General features: G+C 62.8%; 15 protein-coding genes. 3 read left to right on the top strand and 12 right to left on the bottom strand.

The window, feature by feature from the left end; all coding sequences use genetic code 11:
* From KUG85_RS18610 to KUG85_RS18575, 8 genes are all read right to left on the bottom strand, one after another.
* The gene (locus KUG85_RS18610) at positions 1–1,029 is read right to left on the bottom strand and encodes a histone deacetylase family protein (RefSeq protein ID WP_223006518.1); all 1,029 of its coding nucleotides are present in this window, start codon (positions 1,027–1,029) and stop codon (positions 1–3) included.
* Between the two features lie 9 nt (positions 1,030–1,038).
* Entirely contained in the window at positions 1,039–2,004 is a 966-nt protein-coding gene (locus KUG85_RS18605) for an NAD(P)-dependent oxidoreductase (RefSeq protein ID WP_223006517.1), read from the bottom strand.
* Positions 1,997–3,298, bottom strand: coding sequence for an ArgE/DapE family deacylase (locus KUG85_RS18600; protein ID WP_223006516.1), 1,302 nt, complete (start codon positions 3,296–3,298; stop codon positions 1,997–1,999). The genes KUG85_RS18605 and KUG85_RS18600 overlap by 8 nt, the downstream gene beginning before the upstream one ends.
* Before the next feature lie 229 nt (positions 3,299–3,527).
* Positions 3,528–5,150, bottom strand: a complete 1,623-nt coding sequence (locus tag KUG85_RS18595) for an ABC transporter ATP-binding protein (protein WP_223006515.1) — start codon at positions 5,148–5,150, stop codon at positions 3,528–3,530.
* Positions 5,151–5,159: 9 nt separating this feature from the next.
* Complete coding sequence (locus KUG85_RS18590) at positions 5,160–5,999, bottom strand: ABC transporter permease (protein WP_065818051.1); 840 nt, start codon at positions 5,997–5,999, stop codon at positions 5,160–5,162.
* Positions 5,999–6,967, bottom strand: a complete 969-nt coding sequence (locus KUG85_RS18585; RefSeq protein WP_223006514.1) for an ABC transporter permease — start codon at positions 6,965–6,967, stop codon at positions 5,999–6,001. The genes KUG85_RS18590 and KUG85_RS18585 overlap by 1 nt, the downstream gene beginning before the upstream one ends.
* Positions 6,968–7,043: 76 nt before the next feature.
* Positions 7,044–8,591, bottom strand: a complete 1,548-nt coding sequence (locus KUG85_RS18580) for an ABC transporter substrate-binding protein (RefSeq protein WP_223006513.1) — start codon at positions 8,589–8,591, stop codon at positions 7,044–7,046.
* 84 nt (positions 8,592–8,675) lie between these two features.
* On the bottom strand, positions 8,676–9,455 hold the full coding sequence (locus tag KUG85_RS18575; protein WP_065818050.1) for a class II aldolase/adducin family protein: 780 nt from the start codon (positions 9,453–9,455) through the stop codon (positions 8,676–8,678).
* 213 nt (positions 9,456–9,668) lie between these two features.
* Here KUG85_RS18575 and KUG85_RS18570 point away from each other — a divergent pair, with 213 nt between their 5' ends.
* The gene (locus KUG85_RS18570; protein ID WP_223006512.1) at positions 9,669–10,343 is read left to right on the top strand and encodes a GntR family transcriptional regulator; all 675 of its coding nucleotides are present in this window, start codon (positions 9,669–9,671) and stop codon (positions 10,341–10,343) included.
* A 24-nt stretch (positions 10,344–10,367) separates the two neighbouring features.
* Here the strand turns inward: KUG85_RS18570 and KUG85_RS18565 are convergent, their stop codons facing one another.
* The 3 genes from KUG85_RS18565 to KUG85_RS18555 all read right to left on the bottom strand — a co-directional run bounded on the left by KUG85_RS18565 (position 10,368) and on the right by KUG85_RS18555 (position 15,291).
* Complete coding sequence (locus KUG85_RS18565) at positions 10,368–10,781, bottom strand: DUF4168 domain-containing protein (RefSeq protein WP_223006511.1); 414 nt, start codon at positions 10,779–10,781, stop codon at positions 10,368–10,370.
* A 224-nt stretch (positions 10,782–11,005) separates the two neighbouring features.
* Positions 11,006–14,092 carry an efflux RND transporter permease subunit gene (locus KUG85_RS18560; RefSeq protein WP_223006510.1) on the bottom strand — a complete coding sequence of 1,029 codons (3,087 nt, stop codon included), beginning with the start codon at positions 14,090–14,092 and terminating at the stop codon, positions 11,006–11,008.
* Positions 14,089–15,291 (bottom strand): efflux RND transporter periplasmic adaptor subunit, encoded by a 1,203-nt coding sequence (locus tag KUG85_RS18555; RefSeq protein ID WP_223006509.1) that lies wholly within the window; start codon positions 15,289–15,291, stop codon positions 14,089–14,091. Before KUG85_RS18555 ends, KUG85_RS18560 begins: the two co-directional genes overlap by 4 nt.
* Positions 15,292–15,461: 170 nt before the next feature.
* On the opposite strand from KUG85_RS18555, the gene KUG85_RS18550 reads away from it, so the two are divergent.
* Positions 15,462–16,025: a TetR/AcrR family transcriptional regulator gene (locus tag KUG85_RS18550; RefSeq protein ID WP_065817905.1), complete on the top strand. Its 564-nt coding sequence runs from the start codon at positions 15,462–15,464 to the stop codon at positions 16,023–16,025.
* A 6-nt stretch (positions 16,026–16,031) separates the two neighbouring features.
* On the opposite strand, the gene KUG85_RS18545 is transcribed toward KUG85_RS18550, so the two are convergent.
* Complete coding sequence (locus KUG85_RS18545; RefSeq protein ID WP_223006508.1) at positions 16,032–17,084, bottom strand: LacI family transcriptional regulator; 1,053 nt, start codon at positions 17,082–17,084, stop codon at positions 16,032–16,034.
* Between the two features lie 249 nt (positions 17,085–17,333).
* Between KUG85_RS18545 and KUG85_RS18540 the strand changes: the two genes are divergently transcribed.
* A complete protein-coding gene (locus KUG85_RS18540; protein ID WP_065817903.1) occupies positions 17,334–18,590 on the top strand; it encodes an ABC transporter substrate-binding protein in 1,257 nt (418 codons plus the stop codon).
* Positions 18,591–18,672: the final 82 nt, after the last annotated feature.

Raw genomic sequence — 18,672 nt, 5'->3', positions numbered from 1 at the left:
TCAGCCCGCCAGCGCCTCGCGGCTGGCGGTGAGGAATATCTCCGCATTTCTCGAAAGCGACGGGCCGAGATAACCGCCTTCCTGGATCAGCGCCGTTGGCAGCCCCAGAGCCGCGATCTCGCGCGCCATGGTGGCAAAGCCGTCGCCCGTGAGCTTCACTTCCGAGAGCGGATCGTCCGCCGCCATGTCGAGCCCCAGCGAAATCACCAGCGCCTCCGCGCCAAAGGCGGTGATGGCCGCAAGCCCCTCGCGGAAGCGGCCAAGGATCGTTTCCGTGTCCGATCCGGGTTTCAGGCAGAGATTGAGCGTCGCCCCCTCGCCTTCGCCCTCGCCGCGCTCGTCCTCATAGCCGAGATAATAGGTCGGGTAGAGGTCGGGGTCCGTGTGCAGCGAGCAAACGAAAACGTCGCCGCGATCATAGAAGATGTCGAGCGTGCCATTGCCCGTATGCGTGTCGATGTCGAGCACCGCCACCTTGCCGAAGCGTTCGCGCAGGCTTTGCGCTGCGATGGCCGCATTGTTGAACAGGCAGAAGCCGTTCGACGCGTTGGAAAGCGCGTGATGCCCCGGCGGGCGGCACAGGCCATAGACCATGCGTTCGCCTTCCTTCACGCGCTCGGCGGTCTCAAGCGCCGTCTGCGCCGACCAGTAGACGGCCTCCCACGTGCCTTCCGTCAGCGGAACCGACGTGTCGGTCGCCCACCAGCCGAGCTGGCCGAAAACGGAGGAGGAAGGCCGCCCCCGGCGCGGGCCGGGGTGGCAGTTGGGGATCGGTTCCTGATCCGGCGCCTCCGCGCGCCAGCGTTGGTAGGCGTCCTTCCAGAAATCCACATAGTCCGGATCGTGCACGGCCTTGATCGGCCCGTCGCCGAAATCGCGGGGTTTCTCGATGGGGAATTCGTTTTTGATCAGCATGTCGCGGATCAGGATCGCGCGTTCAGCCTGCTCGGGATGGGGCATATAGGCCCCGCGCCGGAAATAGCGCTCCGGCGTGTGCCGCAACTGGCGTTCGTCGAAAATGGCTTTCATCGTCGTCCTTCAATATCCGTTGGATCTGTCGACCACCGTTTCCGGTATTTCTCCCGCCACCACAGCCTGCGCGGCGCGGGCAAGCTGTTCCGCCATCGTGTGCGGCGAGCAGTCGCCCGCCTGATGCGGCGTCACGAGAATGCGTTCATCCGCCCAGAAGGGGTGCTCTTTTGGCAATGGCTCCACGTCGAAAACGTCGAGCGAGGCGGAGGCGATGCGCCCGCTGTCGAGCGCGCGCACAAGATCGGCCTCGATCAGATGTTCGCCCCGCCCAAGCTGGATCAGCGACGCGCCTTCAGGCATGCGGTTGAAGAAATCGAGATCGAGCAGGCCGCGCGTCTCTTGCGTCAGCGGCAGCACGTTGATCAGAATGGCGGTCTGCTCGGCAACGCGCTGGGCGGCTCCTTCCCCGCTCTCGAAGCGCACGCTGGGCAGCGTCTCCCTGGGCGCGCTTCGCGCGGCAGCCACCACCGGAAACCCCATGGCCGTCACCGCGCGGGCAATGGCGCGCCCCATCAGGCCGAAACCCAGAATGCCCACCGGCGTTTCACGCGGCGGCTTCGTGGTGGAGGGGATGAGCCGCGCCCATTCGTGCTTTGCCTCATGCACGATGTGATGGCGCATGTTGCGGTGATGCCAGATCACATGCCATGCCGCGAACCCGGCCATCACATCGCCCTGGTCCTCGTCACGCACCCGCGCAACCAGTGCGTTTTCGGGCAGGCTCGGACAGTTGATGATGCTGTCGACGCCGGCGGCGATGGAGTTCGCCAGCCGCAAATTCGGATAGGGCAGAAACGCATCGTCCGCCGGCCGCCAGCTGAGGGCAAAACGGATTTCCTCCGGATTATCGATTTCATGCGGATGGCGCAGGCGTATCGTGCCTGCATGCGGTGCCAGCGCATGGCCATAAAGCGCGTGCAGATCGAAGGCGGTGCTCAGATAAACCCCCTCGATCACCCGTCCGTCAGCCATTTGCGGCCTCCTCATCGATGGGTTCCACGCCGCACCAGTCGGCGATGAAAAGCGCGATCGCGCCCGTCACCCGCTTGATGGAGGAAAGGCTCACGCGCTCGTCGAACCCGTGGATGTTCTCGGTGATCGGGCCATAGACGAGGCACGGCATGCCCGCATAGATCACGAACACCCGCGCATCGAGATAGCCCGGCGTCACGAAGCTTTTCAGTTCGCTCGCGGTCGCCGCGCGATGCGCTTCGGCCAGCGCCTTTTCGGCATCGGTCCCTTCCTCCAGCACATAGCCGCGCGCGAAAAATCCGTTCCAGATCACCTCTGGAGGACGATTGCCCAGAAAGGGATCATCGGCCAGCTCACGCGCCAGATGCGCCTCGATCTGCGCTGCGCGATCCTTCGGGTCGTCACCGGGATAGATGGCGATGCGGCAGGAGAGCTTGCACCAGGCCGCCACGGTGGAGGCCCAGTCGCCACCCTCGATCTTGCCGACATTGAAGTTGATCGGATGGTCCACATCCTCGAAATAGGGGTAGTTCGCCTTTTCGGCGTTCCACGCCTCGGTCAGGCGTTTCAGGCTTTCGATCACGCGGAAGCTCGCCTCGATGGCGTTGGCCCCCGTGCCCGCCTCGCGCACATGCACGGGGTGGCCCGACACATTGACCTCGAACCACAAAACGCCGGTGTTGGCGCGCACCAGCATCTCGTCTTCCGGCTCGGGGATGATGGCGGCATCCGCCGTATAGCCCTCCACCAGACAGGCGAGCGCGCCATTGCCGGTGCATTCTTCCTCCACCACGCTCTGCACATGCACTTTCGCCGCCGGCTGCAGGCCGATGCGGCGCAGCGCGTCGAGCGCGAAAATATTGGCCGCGATGCCGGCCTTCATGTCGCCGCCGCCGCGTCCGTAAAGCCAGTCGCCCTCGCGCTTCGGTTCATAGGGTGCCGAGACCTCCCACATATCGTGCGGGCCTTCCGGCACCACATCCATATGGCCGTTGAGGATCAGCGACCGGCCCCTGTTTTCACGCGGCTCGTGGGTGGCGATCACGTTCACCGCGTCGGAATAATCGACGGCCACGGGCGAAAAGCCCGGATGATCCCTGATCTTGTCTTCGTCGATATGGAAGGTTTCGACCGCATAGCCACGCGCTTCGAGCGCCTTGTGAACGAATTCCTGCGCGGGTTTTTCCTTTCCGCGCAGCGAGGGGAAACGGATCAGGTCTTCGGTAAAGCCGATCTGTTCTTCAAAGCCTTCCTCGACGGCTGCGAGGATTTTCTGTGCCAGTTGTTCGTCCACGTTGGTGGTTCCTGCGGATTAGTGTTGAGAGTGGTGAGCGATGGCGCCCGTCATCCCGCCCTCGCCCTTCGACAGGCTCAGGATGAGGGCTGATGGTGGAGACGCGGAGGTTTCGGCACTCCTTGCAGCAGACACCAGCATGTCCATGCCCGTTCCCTCATCCTGAGCTTGTCGAAGGGCGAGGGAATGGGCACGCACCGCGTTGAAGTGAGCTCCAGTCGTCACCGCGTTACCCCGCCGCCGCCAGCTCCTTCTCGCGGCCGGGAATGGCCTCGATCAGGGTGCGCGTGTAGTCGCTCTGAGGGTTGTTGAAGATGGCATGCGCCGGCCCCATCTCCACCACCTTGCCCTTCTGCATCACGGCGATGCGGTCGCAGATCTGGGCGGCGACGCGCAGATCGTGGGTGATGAAGATCAGCGCCAGATTGAGCCGCTCCTTCAGCTCCGCCAGCAGATCGAGCACCTGCGCCTGAATGGAAACGTCCAGCGCCGAAACCGCCTCGTCGGCAATGATGACGCGCGGTTCCAGCGCCAATGCGCGGGCAATGCCGATGCGTTGGCGCTGCCCGCCGGAAAACTCGTGCGGGTAGCGGTCGATGGCGAGCGCATCGAGGTCCACCAGTTCCAGAAGCTTGACCGCTCGCGCATAGGCTTCCTGCTTGGAAACCCCGTGCGCCATCGGCCCTTCGGCGATGATGCGGCCCACCTTGGAGCGCGGGTTGAGCGAGGCATAGGGATCCTGAAAGATCATCTGGATCGATTTGCGCGCCTCGCGCAGCGCCTCGCCGGAGAGCTGCGCCATGTCGTGTCCGGCGAGCTTCACCGTGCCGGAATCGGGCTGCATCAGCCGCACGAGGCAGCGCCCGACGCTCGATTTGCCGGAGCCGGATTCGCCGACAATGCCCAGCGTCTCGCCTTCGCTGAGCGTCAGGTTCACATCGTTGACCGCATGCACCACGCGCGGCTTGGAAAAGAGCAGCCCGCCGCCGGTCACATAGGTCTTGTTGAGCCCTTCCACTTCGAGGATCGGCGTCTTGCTCACTGTCTCCCCGCTCGCCTCGGCGGCAAGCTTCGGGATCGCCGCGATCAGCTTTTGCGTGTATTCATGCTGCGGGTTGTCCAAAACCTCGTCGGCGGTGCCGGCCTCGACGATCTTGCCATATTGCATCACCGCCACGCGGTCGGCGATCTCGGCAACGACGCCGAAATCATGGGTGATGAACATCACCGCCATGCCGTGCTTTTCCTGCAGATTGCGGATCAGCTCCAGTATCTGCGCCTGCGTGGTCACGTCGAGCGCGGTGGTCGGCTCGTCGGCGATCAGCATGCGCGGTTCGAGCGCCAGCGCCATGGCGATCATGACGCGCTGCCGCTGCCCGCCGGAAAGCTGGAACGGATAGGCCCGCGCGGCCTTTTCAGGGTCGGGAATGCCCACTTCCGTCAAAAGCTCGATGGCGCGCGCTGCACGCTCCTTCGGCGTCAGCAGACCATGCGCCTCGAACACTTCGGCGATCTGGTCTTCCACCCGCATCAGCGGGTTGAGCGCCGACATGGGCTCCTGAAAGATCATGGCGATCTTCTTGCCGCGCAGATCCATCATCTCGGTTTCCGAGAGTTTCAGAAGGTCCATGCCCTCGAAGAGGATTTCGCCGCCCACCGGCCGCACCAGATCGGGCAGAAGTCCCATGGCCGCATTGGCCGACATGGATTTGCCGGAACCCGATTCTCCGACAATGCAGAGGATTTCACCTGCATAGAGATCGTAGGTGATGTCGTTGACGGCAAAGTCGCGGTCGGCACCCTCCGGCAGCGCGATCTTCAGGTTCCTGATGCTGAGAACGGGCTCTGTCATCGCGCCCTCCTATTTGCCGCGCCGCGCAAGGCGCGGGTTGAGCGCATCGTTCAGCCCTTCGCCGATCAGGTTCAGCGCCAGAACGGTGAGCAGAATGGCAACGCCGGGGAAGAAGGAAAGCCACCAGGCCTGCCGGATCACCGTGCGCGCCGCGCCGATCATGTAGCCCCACGACATGAGGTTGGGGTCACCGAGCCCAAGGAAGGAGAGCGAGGATTCCAGAAGGATCGCCGTTGCCACCATCAGCGAGGCAAGCACGATGATGGGTGAGATCGTGTTGGGCAGAACCTGCCGCAGAATGATCGTCAGGCTGGTCTGGCCCGAAAGGATCGCCGCTTCCACATATTCGCGCGAGCGCAGCGAAAGCACCTCGCCGCGCACGAGGCGCGCGACCGGCGGCCAGCTCACGATGGCGATTGCCGCGATGATCGATTCAATCGAGGGCTGGAAGATCGCCACCAGAACGATGGCGAGCGCAAAGCTCGGCACAGTCTGGAAGAACTCGGTAAAGCGCATCAGCGCATCGTCCACCCAGCCGCCGAAATAGCCGGCAAGCGCGCCGATGGGAATGCCGATCAGAAGGGCGGCGACTGTCGAGACGAGGCCGACCAGAAGCGAGACCTGCGCCCCATAGGCAAGGCCGGAGATCACGTCACGGCCAAGCGCGTCGGTTCCCAGCGGATACTGGTCCATGGAAAACGGCGGCAGGAAGGGCCGTTGCACCATGCGCCACGGCGATTGTGGGAAGATCAGCGGCGCAAGCAGCGCCACCAGAATCACGATGGCGAGGATCGCAAGGCCGATGACGGCGCCACGATTGCGGGAGAAGCGTTTCCAGAAATCAGCCATCATGCCACCCGGATTCTTGGATCAACGAACCGATAGAGAACGTCGGTGATGAGGTTGAACAGGAGCACCATGGCGGCAGACACGAAGAACACGCCAAGAAGCAGATTGTAATCGCGCTGGGCGAGCGCCTCGAACATCAGGCGTCCGATGCCGGGCCACGCGAACACGGTCTCCGTCAGCACCGCGCCGCCGACGAGCTGGCCCGCCTGAAGGCCGGCGAGCGTGACCACCGGCAGCATGGCGTTGCGGAAGATGTGGCGGCGCTGGATGATGCCGGGTTTCAGCCCCTTGGCCCGCGCCGTTTTGACGAAGTCGAGCTGGCTGACTTCGAGCATGGAGGCGCGCGTCATGCGCATATAGACCGCCATGAAGAAGAGGCCGAGCGTGGTGGCGGGCAGGATGAGATGCTGGCCAATGTCGAGCGCGCGGCGCAAGCCCGTGTAGTTCGCCCCCACCGTCTCATAGCCGAAACCCGGCAGCCAGTTGAAATAGACGGAAAACAGAAGCACGGCCATCAGGGCCGCCCAGTAGAGCGGGGTCGCATAGAAGAGCAGCGCCAGGGTTGAGATCGCCGTGTCCGACCATTTGCCGACACGCGCGGAGGCGAGAACCCCGGCCAGCGTGCCGAGCAGCAGCGAGATGACGAAGGCCGTCATGGTCAGAAGCAGCGTGGCGGGCAGCCGGTCGAGGATCAGGTCGGCCACGGGCATCTGCTGGCGATAGGAAAAGCCGAGGTCGAACTGCAGCACGCCCTTGAGGTAGATACCGAGCTGGGTCAGCAGCGGCTTGTCGAGGCCGAACTGCTCGCGAAGCTGCGCGATGAACTTGGCGTCGGCGGCTCCCGCCTCGCCTGCCATCACCGCAGCGGGATCGCCGGGCGCGGCGTGGATCAGGAAGAAGTTGAGCGTCAGGATGGCGATCAGGATGATCGCCGCCTTGCCCAGGCGCATGAGTATGAAGCGTAGCATCGGGCCCCTGCAGGATCGGACTCAAGGTGAGGATGCGCGGGCGGTTCGCCCGCGCATTCCCGGATCGGGCAGTCGCCTATTTTTCGATATAGGCGTCCTTGAAGCCGTCATTCACGCCGATGGCCGTGGTGACGAGATCCTTCACGTTGCAGCGATAGATGGTCGGGAAACCGAGTTCCAGCAGCCAGGCCACCGGCACGTCATCCACCAGTTTCTGCTGCACTTCGGTGTAGAGCTTCTGGCGCTCCTCCGCCGTCACGGCAACTGCCGCCTTGGCAAAGAGATCGTCGATCTCCTTGTTCTCGTAGCCTTCCACATTGTTCCACTGCGAGCCCTTGGCAATGTTCGTGGAAATGTAGGTGCGGGCCACGCCCAGTGCCGGATCGCCATACTGGTAGAGATAGGTGAAGGCCATGTCGTAGTCCCACTCGGCCAGCTTCTGGTTCCAGCCGGCCACATCGGTGGAGACGATCTCGACATTGATGCCCACTTCGCCGAGATTCTGCTTCACGGCCTCGGCCCAGCGCTGCCAGGTCTCGCCATAGGGCAGCGGCAGAAGGCGCACGGTCTCGCCGTCATAGCCCATCTCTTCGAGCAGGGCCCTGGCCTTCTCCGGGTCGTGGTCATATGCGGTCACGTCGTCGGTGAAGAAACGCGTCGACGAGGACACCGGGCCTTTGGCCACCTTGCCGAGGCCGTTCCACAGCGCGTCGCGGGCGAAGTCGCGGTCCATGGCATACATTACCGCCTGGCGGAAGCGCTTGTCGGCGGTCGGGCCTTCGCGGTTGTTGAGCCACATCCACGACAGCGGTCCGAAATACTCCCAGCCCTTGTCGGTGATGCAGGTGTTCTCCATGTCGGCGATCCGCTGCACGTCGAAATTCTCCACCGAGCCGCCGGGCAGGATGTCCACCACGCCCGTCTCATAGGCGACCGCGCGCGAAGCCGCGTCCGGGATCACATGCCAGTAGATCTCGTCGAGATAGGGTTTGCCGTCCTCGTAGTAGTCCTCGAACTTGGTGAGCAGGATGTGCGAGCCCTTCACCCATTCGGTGAACTTGAACGGCCCGGTGCCGATCGGCGTGTTGTTGGCCGGGTTGTTCTTGTAATCCGTGCCTTCATAGATGTGCTTGGGCACCATCGGCATCGTGCCGGCCTCGAAAATGCCGAGGAACGGGCCGAAGGGCTGTTTCAGCTTGAAGACGACCGTGGTGTCGTCGGGCGCGGTGATGGAGTCCACATGCTCCAGCGAGGTGCGCAGGCGCGCATGCGTTTCGCGCAGGAAGACATCGGCGGAAAACACCACATCGGCGGAGGTGAACGGCTCGCCGTCATGCCATTTCACATTGTCGTGCAGCTTGAACGTATAGGTCAGGCCGTCCTCGGAAACTTCCCAGGATTTCGCAAGCTGCGGCATGGGCTGCAGCTTCTCGTCGTAGCGCAGCAGACCCTCATAGATCTGACCGGCAACCATCTGGGTTGGGCCGTTCTGGACCAGACCCATCATCAGGCTTGGCGGTTCGGGCTGGATCACGACATTGGCGCGCCCGCCCGAGACTGGCTCGGCATGGAGCGCCGTTGAAACCAGCATGGCGGCGGCAAGTGTGGTCAGTCTTTTAAGCATGGCTTTCGTTCCCCTTGTCTGTTGCCCGGCGAGAGGTCGTTCTCCCTTGACCGGCCGGGATGGTGGCTTTGCTTCAGTCCGGTCTCACTCCACGAGATCGGGATAATGCTTGATGGCGAGGCGCTGGAAGGCATCCCATTGCGGGTCGGGCTTGTTGCCGGTGTGATGGGTGTCCCAGCCCTCATATTGGCGTGCCGTTTTCTCGGCCAGCTCCTCGGCGATGCGGATCTGCCTGCCGCCCGAAGACATGATGGCGAGCTGAGCGCGGCAGGCGCGTTCCATGTTGAACATGAGCGCAAAAGCCTCGCCCACCGTGCGCCCGCAGGTCAGAAGCCCATGATTGCGCAGGACCATGACATTGCGGTCGCCGAGATCGGCCACAAGCCGCTCGCGCTCGCCAAGATCGAGCGCAATGCCTTCATAATCGTGGAAGGCAAGGCGGTTGTGAAACTGCAGCGACCACTGGTTCAGCGGCAGGATGCCCTCTTCCATGGAGGAGATGGCAACGCCCGCCACCGTGTGCGTGTGTAAAACGCAGTGCACATCGGGCCGCGCGGCATGGACGGCGCTGTGAATGGTGAAACCGGCCTTGTTGATGCCCGCGCCGTGATTGTCGCGCAGGATGTCGCCATTGATGTCGACGGTCACGAGGCTCGATGCCGTCACCTCGTCGAACCGCAGGCCGAACGGGTTGATCAGGAAGGCGTGCTCGCCCTCCTCTGCCGGCGCCCGGGCCGAGATATGCGTGAAGATGCTGTCATCCAGGTGATAATGCGCGATCAGGCGGTAGGCGGCGGCCAGCTCGATCCTCTCGCGTGGCTGCCCGGTATCGGCTGCCGAAACCGTTTGGGGCTGAACGTTCATCAACATCTCCCTCGCGCGAACCGTCCGGTGCCGAACGGTGTCCATGTCGTTTTTGCGCGGCTCCCCTCAGAGCCGTTTGTTGGACGACAGGCAAGCACAGGCGTGACAGAGTGTCAATTGTCGACAATCGGCATTTTGCCTGTCATAGTGGAACGGCATCCGCCGCGCCTGCGCTGCGATGCCATTGGGAGGGGAAGTTTTGGGAAAACGGCGGTGAGCGTGTTTTCGGAAGTATCCACGACGGATCTGGTGACGCAGATTGCCCGGCAGATTACCGAGGCGATTGTCACCGGGCATCTGAAGCCTGGCGAGCGGCTGACCGAGCTCCAGCTATCGCGCGAGTTCGGCACCAGCCGCGCCCCCGTCCGCGAGGCGGCCCGGCTTCTGGAAAGCCAGGGTCTTGTCACCTTTTCACCGCGGCGCGGTTTTTTCGTGCGCACCTTCAGCGCAAGCGAGATGCGCGACATCTACGAGCTGCGCATCGGCCTGGAGCTGCATGCAGGCTATCTCGCCGTGGAACGTGCCACGGATGCCGACATCGCCGCTCTGGAAAAGCAGCTCGGCCGTCTTTACGGCACGGCAGGCCAGGCCTCGATCGAGACACAGATTTTCGAGGACTTCGCCTTTCACCGCATGATCTGCAAGGCGAGCGGCAATGCCCGTCTCATAAGGGTCTACGATGAACTGGCAACCGAGATGCGCGCCGGCATCACCCTGATCGGCAAGATCTACGACGACCCGCAGCGCATGGCCGAGACCCACGAGCCGATCATGGACGCGCTGAGGAAACGCGACGGAGACGAGCTGCGCGAGGCGCTGCGCTATCACATCGCCGTTGCCCGCGATGCGGTGGTCGCGCTGTTTGAGGAGCTGGAAAAGGGCGTCTGACGACGCCCCTTCCCCGCGTTCACGTCACTGCTGTGACTTCGCGGCTTCGCCGATCATGCCGTTCAGCTTCTGGGCAAGCGCCTCATCGGTCTGGGCCGACTGGATGATCTGGTTGTACTCATCCACCGAAATGCCCTCCGTCTTGTCGACGGCCTGTTCCATCTCTTGTGTCGCTTCGACCTGAACCTTCTGCTTCTCGTCATCGGAAGGGGCTTGACGGAACCGTTCCGTATATCGCTCCTTCACATCGCTGACGGCGAGAAATGCCACCGTGAAGGCCTGCAGCTTCTGATCGTCGAATGATTGCGTCTGCGCCTGGGGTGCCGGCGCAGGCGACGGCACGGCATCCTGGGCCGGGGCCGGCGAGATCATGGCCGCGCCCGCGGAAATCGTGAGGGCAGCCGCGACGGTACGCAGTCCTGTTCGAAGAATCATCATGGAACTCCTTCCTTTCGGGTGTCCCCCTTCCAGCTCTTCAACATGGGGGAAATGAAATGCCCGACCCCGGGTTCATCCCGGGTGCCACCCTCATCAAGAATGTGGCGAGAAGGAAGGACACGCCCGGGCGCTCCAATCAATTCGGATTGCCAGGGAAAATAAAAAATGAGCCGGCTGTATGGCCCAAATGAAAGGCCCCGCCGAAGCGGGGCCTGACCTTGCTGCTATTCAGCGGCCGGCGCGGGCTGCGCCTGTTCGTTTGGGTGGTCGTCTTCCTCGGTCACCAGTCTCGCCTTGGCGATGAAGGTGTAGAACATCGGGACCACGAAAAGGGTGAAGGTGGTGCCGATGATCAGGCCGGTGAAGATGACGAGACCCATCGAGTAGCGCGCCGCGGCACCCGCACCAGCAGCCATGATCAGCGGCACGACGCCGAGCGCCATGGCGGCCGTGGTCATGAGGATCGGGCGCAGGCGCACCTTGGCCGATGCGACGATTGCCTCAACGCGCGACAGGCCATGCTCCTCACGCTGCTGGTTGGCGAACTCCACCATCAGGATGCCGTGTTTGGTGATCAGGCCGATCAGCGTGATCAGGCCCACCTGGGTGTAGATGTTCAGCGTCGACAGTCCCAGATTGAGCGGCAGAATGGCGCCGAAGATCGACAGCGGCACCGTCATCATGATGATGAGCGGATCGCGGAAGCTCTCGAACTGTGCCGCAAGCACCAGATAGATCACCACCACGGCGAGCGTGAAGGCGATCAGGATGGTGTTGCCCTGCTCCACTTCAAGCCGCGACTGGCCGGAATACTCGATGAAGAAGCCGTCCGGGATGGTGCTCCTGGCGATGTCCTCGATCACCGCGAGGCCGTCACCGGTCGAAACACCGGGCACCGGCAGGGCCGAGATCGTTGCCGAGTTCAACTGGTTGAACTGCTCGATGGCCGCCGCCGAAACATCCGTCGATACGGTGATGACCGCCGAGAGCGGAACCATCTCGCCCGTCGCGCTGCGCACGAAGAAGTCGCCCAGCCGCTCCGGATTCTCGCGGTATTCCTGCGGCACCTGCATGATGATGTCGTAGCTGTTTGAATCGCGGTCGAACTGCGCGATTGAACCGCTGCCGACAAGCAGGCTGAGTGTCGTGCCGACATCGGAAACCGGCAGGTTGAGCGCAGCCGCCCGGTCACGATCCACCGTCACCACCACCTGCTGCGCGTTGTAGGCGAGCGAGTTCTGCACGACGATGAAGCGGCCCGAGGCCTGCGCCTCTTCCTTGATCTTTTCGGCCACTTCGAAGACGCGCGCCGAATCGCTTGTCGACTGGATCACGAGCGAGATCGGCAGACCACCGCCGGCGCCGGGAAGCGAAGGCGGGGCGAAGACGAGGGCCTCGACACCGGCGATCTTGGAGAGCCGTGCCTGGATATCCTGCTGGATTTCCTTCTGCGACCGCTCGCGATCCGCCCAGTCCTTGAAGGCCCAGAGCGCGATGCCCGAATTGGTCTGCCCACCAAAACCGACGATGGAGAAGCTGGCCTTGAGCTCGGGCAGATCCTTGGTCAGTTCACGCATCTGCGTCGTGTAGAGGGTGGTGTAGTCGGCCGTCGCATACGAAGGCGCGGTGATCAGCGAGAACAGTGCGCCCTCGTCTTCCTCCGGTGCCAGCTCGCTGGACGTGTTCATGAACATGAAGCCGGTAAGTCCGAGAAGGACGAGCACCACCAGCATCGTGACGGGGCGGTATTTGAGCGAACCGCTGACCATCCGTTCATAGAAATTGGCGAGCCTTTCGAACGTGGTGTCGACAATCACCTGGAACCGGCTGTGATTGCCGCGCTTGAGAATGCGCGCCGACATCATCGGCGTGATCGTAAGCGCGACGACACCGGAAATCACCACGGCACCGGCGAGCGTCATCGCAAACTCGCGGAACAGCGAGCCGGTCAGACCGCCGGTGAAAGCCAGAGGCGCGAACACCGCAGCAAGCGTGATCGTCATGGCGACAACCGGGCCCGTGATCTCCTTCATGCCGACAAAGGCCGCGCGGCGCGGCGAAAGCCCTTCCTCGATATGCCGGTGAATGTTTTCCACCACGACGATGGCGTCGTCCACCACCAGGCCGATGGCCAGCACCATGGCCAGCAGCGACAGGAGGTTGATGGAGTATCCGAGCGCGAACAGCACGAAGCAGACGCCGATCAGCGAAAGCGGAATCGTCACGATCGGCATCAGCACAGAGCGGAAGGAACCAAGGAACAGGAGGATGATGACGATAACGATCAGCACCGCTTCCATGATGGTCTTGAAGACCTCGTCGATGGACGCGCTGATGGATTCCGTCGCGTCGTAAAGAACCTCGATGCTCATGCCTTCAGGCAGGCTTGCCTGAATGGACGGCAGCTCCTCCGTCACGGCACCCGCCATGTCGAGCGGGTTGGCGCCCGGCGTCGGGAAGACGCCGATGAACGTGCCCGGCTGACCGTTGAAGCTCACCACCATATCCGTGCTCTCGGCGGCAAGCTCGATATCGGCCACGTCGCGCAGACGCACCACATCGTCGCCTGTTGCCTTGAGCGGCAGGGCTCCAAACGCTTCCGGCGTCTGCAGCGTGGACTCCATCGAGATCGCGTAGGCGACATATTCGTTTTCGGTCTTGCCGGGTGCGGCAAGGAAGTTCGATGCCTTGATGCCGGCTAAGACCTCGGCCGCGGTGAGCTGGCGTGCCGCCAGCCGCACGGGGTCGATCCACACGCGCATCGAATAGTTCGCCGCACCGATGATCTGCACCTCGGCAACGCCGGGGATGGTCGACATGCGCGGGCGGATAACGCGTTCGATGTATTCGGTGAGCTGTTCGCTCGACATGTTCGGGTTCTGCATCGCCAGATACATGGTGGCGAACTGCATGCCCGTGCCCTTGACGATGGTCGGGTCCTTGGCGTCCGCAGGCAGTTCACTGCGCACCTGCTGCACCTTGGACATGACCTCCGTCAGCGCGACGTCCGGATCGGAGCCGAGCCGCATCTGCACGCTGACCGTGCTCGCCGAAGGACGGCTCTGCGACGTGACGTAATCCACGTTTTCCGTGGTCGCCACGGCGCGGGCAATGGGGGCCGTGATAAAACCCTGGATCAGATCGGCACTGGCGCCGGGATAGATCGTGGTGACGGTGATCACCGTCTCCTCGACCTCCGGATACTGACGAACCTGCAGGTTGAACAGTCCCTGGAAGCCAAGCAGCAGGATCAGCAGTCCGAGGACGGTCGAAAGGACCGGCCTGCGGATGAAGATATCGGAAAAACTCATTGGGCTGCCGCCTCTTCCGTCTTGGCGTCATCGTCTGCCGGCTTCTGCCCGGTGTCGGACGTGCCGGAGCTTTGTGGACCAGAGTCTTGTGAACTGCCGGGATTGATCGTGTTGTCGATGGCAACCGGGGTGCCGTTGGAGAGGCGGTTCTGTCCGGCTGTCACGATGATCTCACCGGGTTCGACGCCCGAGCGGACTTCCACAAGATTTCCGGAACGGCGACCGACCTGCACGAAGATCTGGCGGGCCTCGAGCTTCTTCTCGCCTTCCTCGTCTTCCCCTGCATTCTCCGGCTTCCTGGCGACAAACACATAGTCGCCGTAGAGGCTGGTAACGACGGCGGTCTGCGGCAGCGAGATCACACTGTCTTCTTCCGGCAGGATGACCCGCACCTGCACGAACTGGCCGGGTGTCAGCTTGCCGGACGTGTTGTCGATGCGCGCGCGAACCGAAACGAGGCGGCTCGACGGGTCGACCTTCGGGTCGATGCCCGTGATCTCGCCTTCGAACTCTTCACTGTCATTGTTGAGCGAAAGCCGCACCGGCTGGCCGATCTTCAGATTGCCGAGCTGCTGCTCGGGAACGGTGAAGTCGGCGCGCATCGTTTCGATGTCCTGCAGCGTGGCGACGATCGTTCCCGGCGAGAGATACTGGCCCTTGTCGATGCGCGGAATGCCGATCGTGCCGGAGAACGGCGCGCGAAGCTGACGCTGCTGCAGGACGGCTTCCGCCTTCTGCACCTGCGCTGCGGACGCCTGGGCGGCGGCCTCGGCATTGTCGAGGGAAACGCCGGAACTCACGCCGCGGCTGCGCAGTTCACGGGCGCGATCGAGCGCCTGCTGGTCAAGTGCTGCCTGGGTGCGCGAGGCGCTCAGCTCGGCCTGCTGGATATTGTCCTCAAGCTGAAGGAGAACGTCGCCGGCCTTGACCTGCTGGTTGGCTTGAAAACGGATATCCGTGACGATGCCGGTGGTCTCGACCGTGAGGTCAACGCCCTGGTTGGCGTTGACGGTACCGATAGCCTCGATTGCGGGCGTCCATTTCCCCTCCTTCGCTTCGACGGTCGAAACGGTGACGGTGGGAACGGGCATGTTGGCGAAGAACTGCTGGATCGCCTGATCCCGGAACATGTTGAAACCGACTATGCCGCCTGCAACGAGCGCAAGCAGGACGATGGCAATGAGAAGACGCTTGATCATGTCGTCAGACCCCGGAGGCATTGGGAATAATATCGATTAGTTTACATAAGAGTGGCGCAGATAGCGACGCTTCCGCTCCTGAACAAGAGCGCGGTGCCATCTTGGCTTGCCAAATGTCGACGCTTTACTGTACCGTCTGGACGGTATTGTCAAGCTTCAGGATGTCAGGAATGGTGAGACCGAGCTCCGGCGCACGGGAGAAAATCCTTGATGCAGCGGCCGAGATTGTCCGCGAGGCGGGTGCTGCCAGCATGTCTCTGGATGCGGTCGCCGCGCGCGCCGGGGTCTCGAAAGGGGGGCTGCTTTATCACTTTTCCAGCAAGTCGAAACTGTTCGAAGCCCTTGTCGAGGGGTTCATCAGTGAAGAGTACGACAAGTTCCAGGAGCGCAAACAGGCGCACGAAAAGAGCACCAATGGCGTCGTGCAGGCCTATATCGACCTGTTTGTCGAGGAGCGGAAGGAATGCCAGCCGCCGCCGTCCGGCCTGCTGGCCGCACTGGCTGAAAACCCGGATTTCCTGAAGCCGGTCCAGAAATACGAGCGCGAAGTGCTCGACCAGATGAAAGCCACCGCGAGCGATCCGTCCCTCGCGGTGATCGCTCTTCTCGTGGTGCACGGGGTGCGGGCGATGGAACTGCTCTCCATCAATGTGGTCAACAATCAGGAAGTTGCCGAAATGATCGCCGCGCTGCGCGGTCTGCTCGAAGACAGGGCGGGCGCGTCCGGCTCCTGACCTGCCTCACGCCGTCTGGTGTGTGCCGATGGCGGCGCGGGTTCCGTGGCCGAGATCGGCGAAGCGCGGTATGGGCTCCTGCAGAAACTGCAGCGTGCCCGGTCTTTCGCCGGCGATCCTTCGGATCAGCAATCTGCCGAGGTTTTCGCCCGCTTCGGCAATGTCCTCGTAGACGGCATCGATGCGCGGGCGCACCTCGTCGTAAAGCAGCGAGGTCTGCTTGACCACAAGGTCGAAATCCCTGCCCACGGTGAGGCCCTGATCGCTCAGCGCGGCCATGATCGAAAGTGCTGAAACCTCGCCGGCGCACACCATTCCATCCGGCGGTTCGGGCTGTTTCAGCCGCCAGGTCAGCCATGCGTATAAATCGGCTGCATTGCTGTCGAGATTGATGTCGCCCGGCAGTTCCGACGCGACCCCGGCTCTCTCCACGGCCTCCTGAAATCCGTCGCGCAGGTGCCTCCGGAACATGAAGCGGTCTGGCGGCAGGATCAGCGCCAGCCGGCGCCGACCCTTCGATACAAGGCGCTCCACCGCCATCCGGGCAAAGGCCGCGTTGTCGTAGTCGACAAAGGCGTGCTCGACCCCGAGATCCGTGCGCCCGTGAGAGACGAAAGGAAAGTCGTTTTCCATCAGCAGCTTGACGCGCGGATCCTTCGGCTCGGTCCGCGAAAAGACAACGCCGTCCGCCATCCGGTTGCGCAGGATGTATTCGATTGGATCGATCGAGGGCACTTCGGCGAAATGCGGCGTGATCACCAGATGATACTGGGTGTCGCGCAGGGCGCGCGCCAGGCCGCTGATCATCGACGTGGAAAAGCCCAGCAATTCGTCATGAGGGTCGAGCACGAAGCTGATCACATTGGTACGCCCCGTGCGCAGGTGCCGCGCGGCGCGGTCGGGCTGGTAGCCGATCTCGCGCGCCACGCGCTGCACGCGCTGGCGCGTCTCGAATGCGATCTGCGGCGCATCGAGCAGCGCGCGGGAAACGGTGGTGACGGCAAGGCCGGTCATCTCCGCGATGGTCCGCAATGTGGGGCGGTCTGATCGGCGCGCCATGTCATCTCCTCCCGGTTGCCGCTGAACGGCCTTCGATGGCGCCGGATTCGCCAAAAACCGTCATTTCAATCGATATAAATTTATGTTTCCACACGGATGAGGTGGAAAAATCGGAAAAATTCCCCTTGGTTTTCAATGTTTTATCTCCTCCCGTCAAACAGGCAAGAATCTGATTGACCTGTATGGGATTTATAACGTTATAAATAGATAGATCGCAAAGGAGCAAGCGATCCCATTGGGAGGAGTATCATGACCATTCGCAAATTCGCCGCGCTGGCGGCGGGCACTGCCCTTCTTTCCATGGCCGCCGGCAGCAATGCCGTGGCCGAGGACACGGTTGAGGTTCTGCACTGGTGGACGTCTGGCGGCGAAGCCGCAGCGCTGAACGTTCTCAAGGAAGATCTGGAATCCAAGGGCGTCACCTGGCAGGACATGCCGGTGGCCGGCGGTGGCGGTGAAGCCGCCATGACCGCGCTGCGCGCCCGCGTCACCGCAGGCAACGCGCCGACGGCCGTGCAGATGCTCGGCTTCGACATCATCGACTGGGCCGAACAGGGCGTCGTGGCCAACCTGAACGATGTGGCCGAGGAAGAAGGCTGGGCCGACGTTGTCCCGGCGGCCCTCCAGAACTTCTCGAAATATGACGGCAACTGGATTGCCTCGCCGGTGAACGTCCACTCCACCAACTGGGTGTGGATCAACAAGGCCGCGCTCGATGCCGCCGGCGGCAAGGCACCGGAGAGCTGGGAAGAGCTCGTCGCCGTTCTCGACAAGATGAAGGAAAACGGCATCACCCCGCTCGCCCATGGCGGTCAGCCCTGGCAGGATGCCACGGTGTTCGAGGCGGTCGTGCTTTCGCTCGGCAATGATTTCTACAAGGCCGCGCTCAACGATCTCGACCCGGAGGCGCTCGGCTCCGACAAGATGAAGGAAGCCTTCGACCGCATGGCGAAGCTGCGCACCTATGTCGACGACAATTTCTCCGGCCGTGACTGGAACCTGGCCTCGGCCATGGTCATCGAGGGTACGGGCGGCATGCAGATGATGGGCGACTGGGCCAAGGGCGAGTTCCTCAAGGCCGGCAAGAAGCCGGGCGAGGATTTCGTCTGCATCCGCTTCCCCGGAACCCAGGGCTCGGTGACCTTCAACTCCGACCAGTTCGTCATGTTCCAGGTCGGCGAAGACAAGCAGAAAGCCCAGAAGCTGATGGCCTCCGCCGTCATGAACCCGGAATTCCAGTCGGCCTTCAACGTCGTTAAGGGCTCGGTACCTGCCCGCACCGACGTGCCGAACGAAGCGTTCGACGATTGCGGCAAGAAGGGCATGGCCGATCTGGCCGAAGCCAATGCGGGCGGCGGCCTGTTCGGCTCCATGGCCCATGGCCACGGCGCACCGGCTGCGGTGAAGAATGCGGTGAACGATGTGGTCACGCAGCACTTCAACGGCGAACTGACGTCTGAAGAGGCCGTCGAAGAGCTGAAAAACGCCGTCGCTGCCGCGCAGTAAGGCGGTAGCGTCAGAGGCAAAGAGAAGCCAGGGGCGGGCCGTCATACCCCCCTCTGGCCTGCCGGCCATCTCCCCCTCAAGG

Source organism: Nitratireductor rhodophyticola, from assembly GCF_019891355.1.
GTDB lineage: Bacteria > Pseudomonadota > Alphaproteobacteria > Rhizobiales > Rhizobiaceae > Nitratireductor > Nitratireductor rhodophyticola.
Note: the sequence above shows the minus strand (reverse complement) of the source record. Positions and strands in the feature narration are given on the sequence as shown.

Excerpts from the sequence above, each read along its gene's own strand:
- KUG85_RS18610 (WP_223006518.1), bottom strand. The coding sequence starts at position 1,029 with ATGAAAGCCATTTTCGACGAACGCCAGTTGCGGCACACGCCGGAGCGC.
- KUG85_RS18605 (WP_223006517.1), bottom strand. The coding sequence starts at position 2,004 with ATGGCTGACGGACGGGTGATCGAGGGGGTTTATCTGAGCACCGCCTTC.
- KUG85_RS18595 (WP_223006515.1), bottom strand. The coding sequence starts at position 5,150 with ATGACAGAGCCCGTTCTCAGCATCAGGAACCTGAAGATCGCGCTGCCG.
- KUG85_RS18590 (WP_065818051.1), bottom strand. The coding sequence starts at position 5,999 with ATGGCTGATTTCTGGAAACGCTTCTCCCGCAATCGTGGCGCCGTCATC.
- KUG85_RS18585 (WP_223006514.1), bottom strand. The coding sequence starts at position 6,967 with ATGCTACGCTTCATACTCATGCGCCTGGGCAAGGCGGCGATCATCCTG.
- KUG85_RS18580 (WP_223006513.1), bottom strand. The coding sequence starts at position 8,591 with ATGCTTAAAAGACTGACCACACTTGCCGCCGCCATGCTGGTTTCAACG.
- KUG85_RS18575 (WP_065818050.1), bottom strand. The coding sequence starts at position 9,455 with ATGAACGTTCAGCCCCAAACGGTTTCGGCAGCCGATACCGGGCAGCCA.
- KUG85_RS18565 (WP_223006511.1), bottom strand. The coding sequence starts at position 10,781 with ATGATGATTCTTCGAACAGGACTGCGTACCGTCGCGGCTGCCCTCACG.
- KUG85_RS18560 (WP_223006510.1), bottom strand. The coding sequence starts at position 14,092 with ATGAGTTTTTCCGATATCTTCATCCGCAGGCCGGTCCTTTCGACCGTC.
- KUG85_RS18555 (WP_223006509.1), bottom strand. The coding sequence starts at position 15,291 with ATGATCAAGCGTCTTCTCATTGCCATCGTCCTGCTTGCGCTCGTTGCA.
- KUG85_RS18550 (WP_065817905.1), top strand. The coding sequence starts at position 15,462 with ATGGTGAGACCGAGCTCCGGCGCACGGGAGAAAATCCTTGATGCAGCG.
- KUG85_RS18545 (WP_223006508.1), bottom strand. The coding sequence starts at position 17,084 with ATGGCGCGCCGATCAGACCGCCCCACATTGCGGACCATCGCGGAGATG.
- KUG85_RS18540 (WP_065817903.1), top strand. The coding sequence starts at position 17,334 with ATGACCATTCGCAAATTCGCCGCGCTGGCGGCGGGCACTGCCCTTCTT.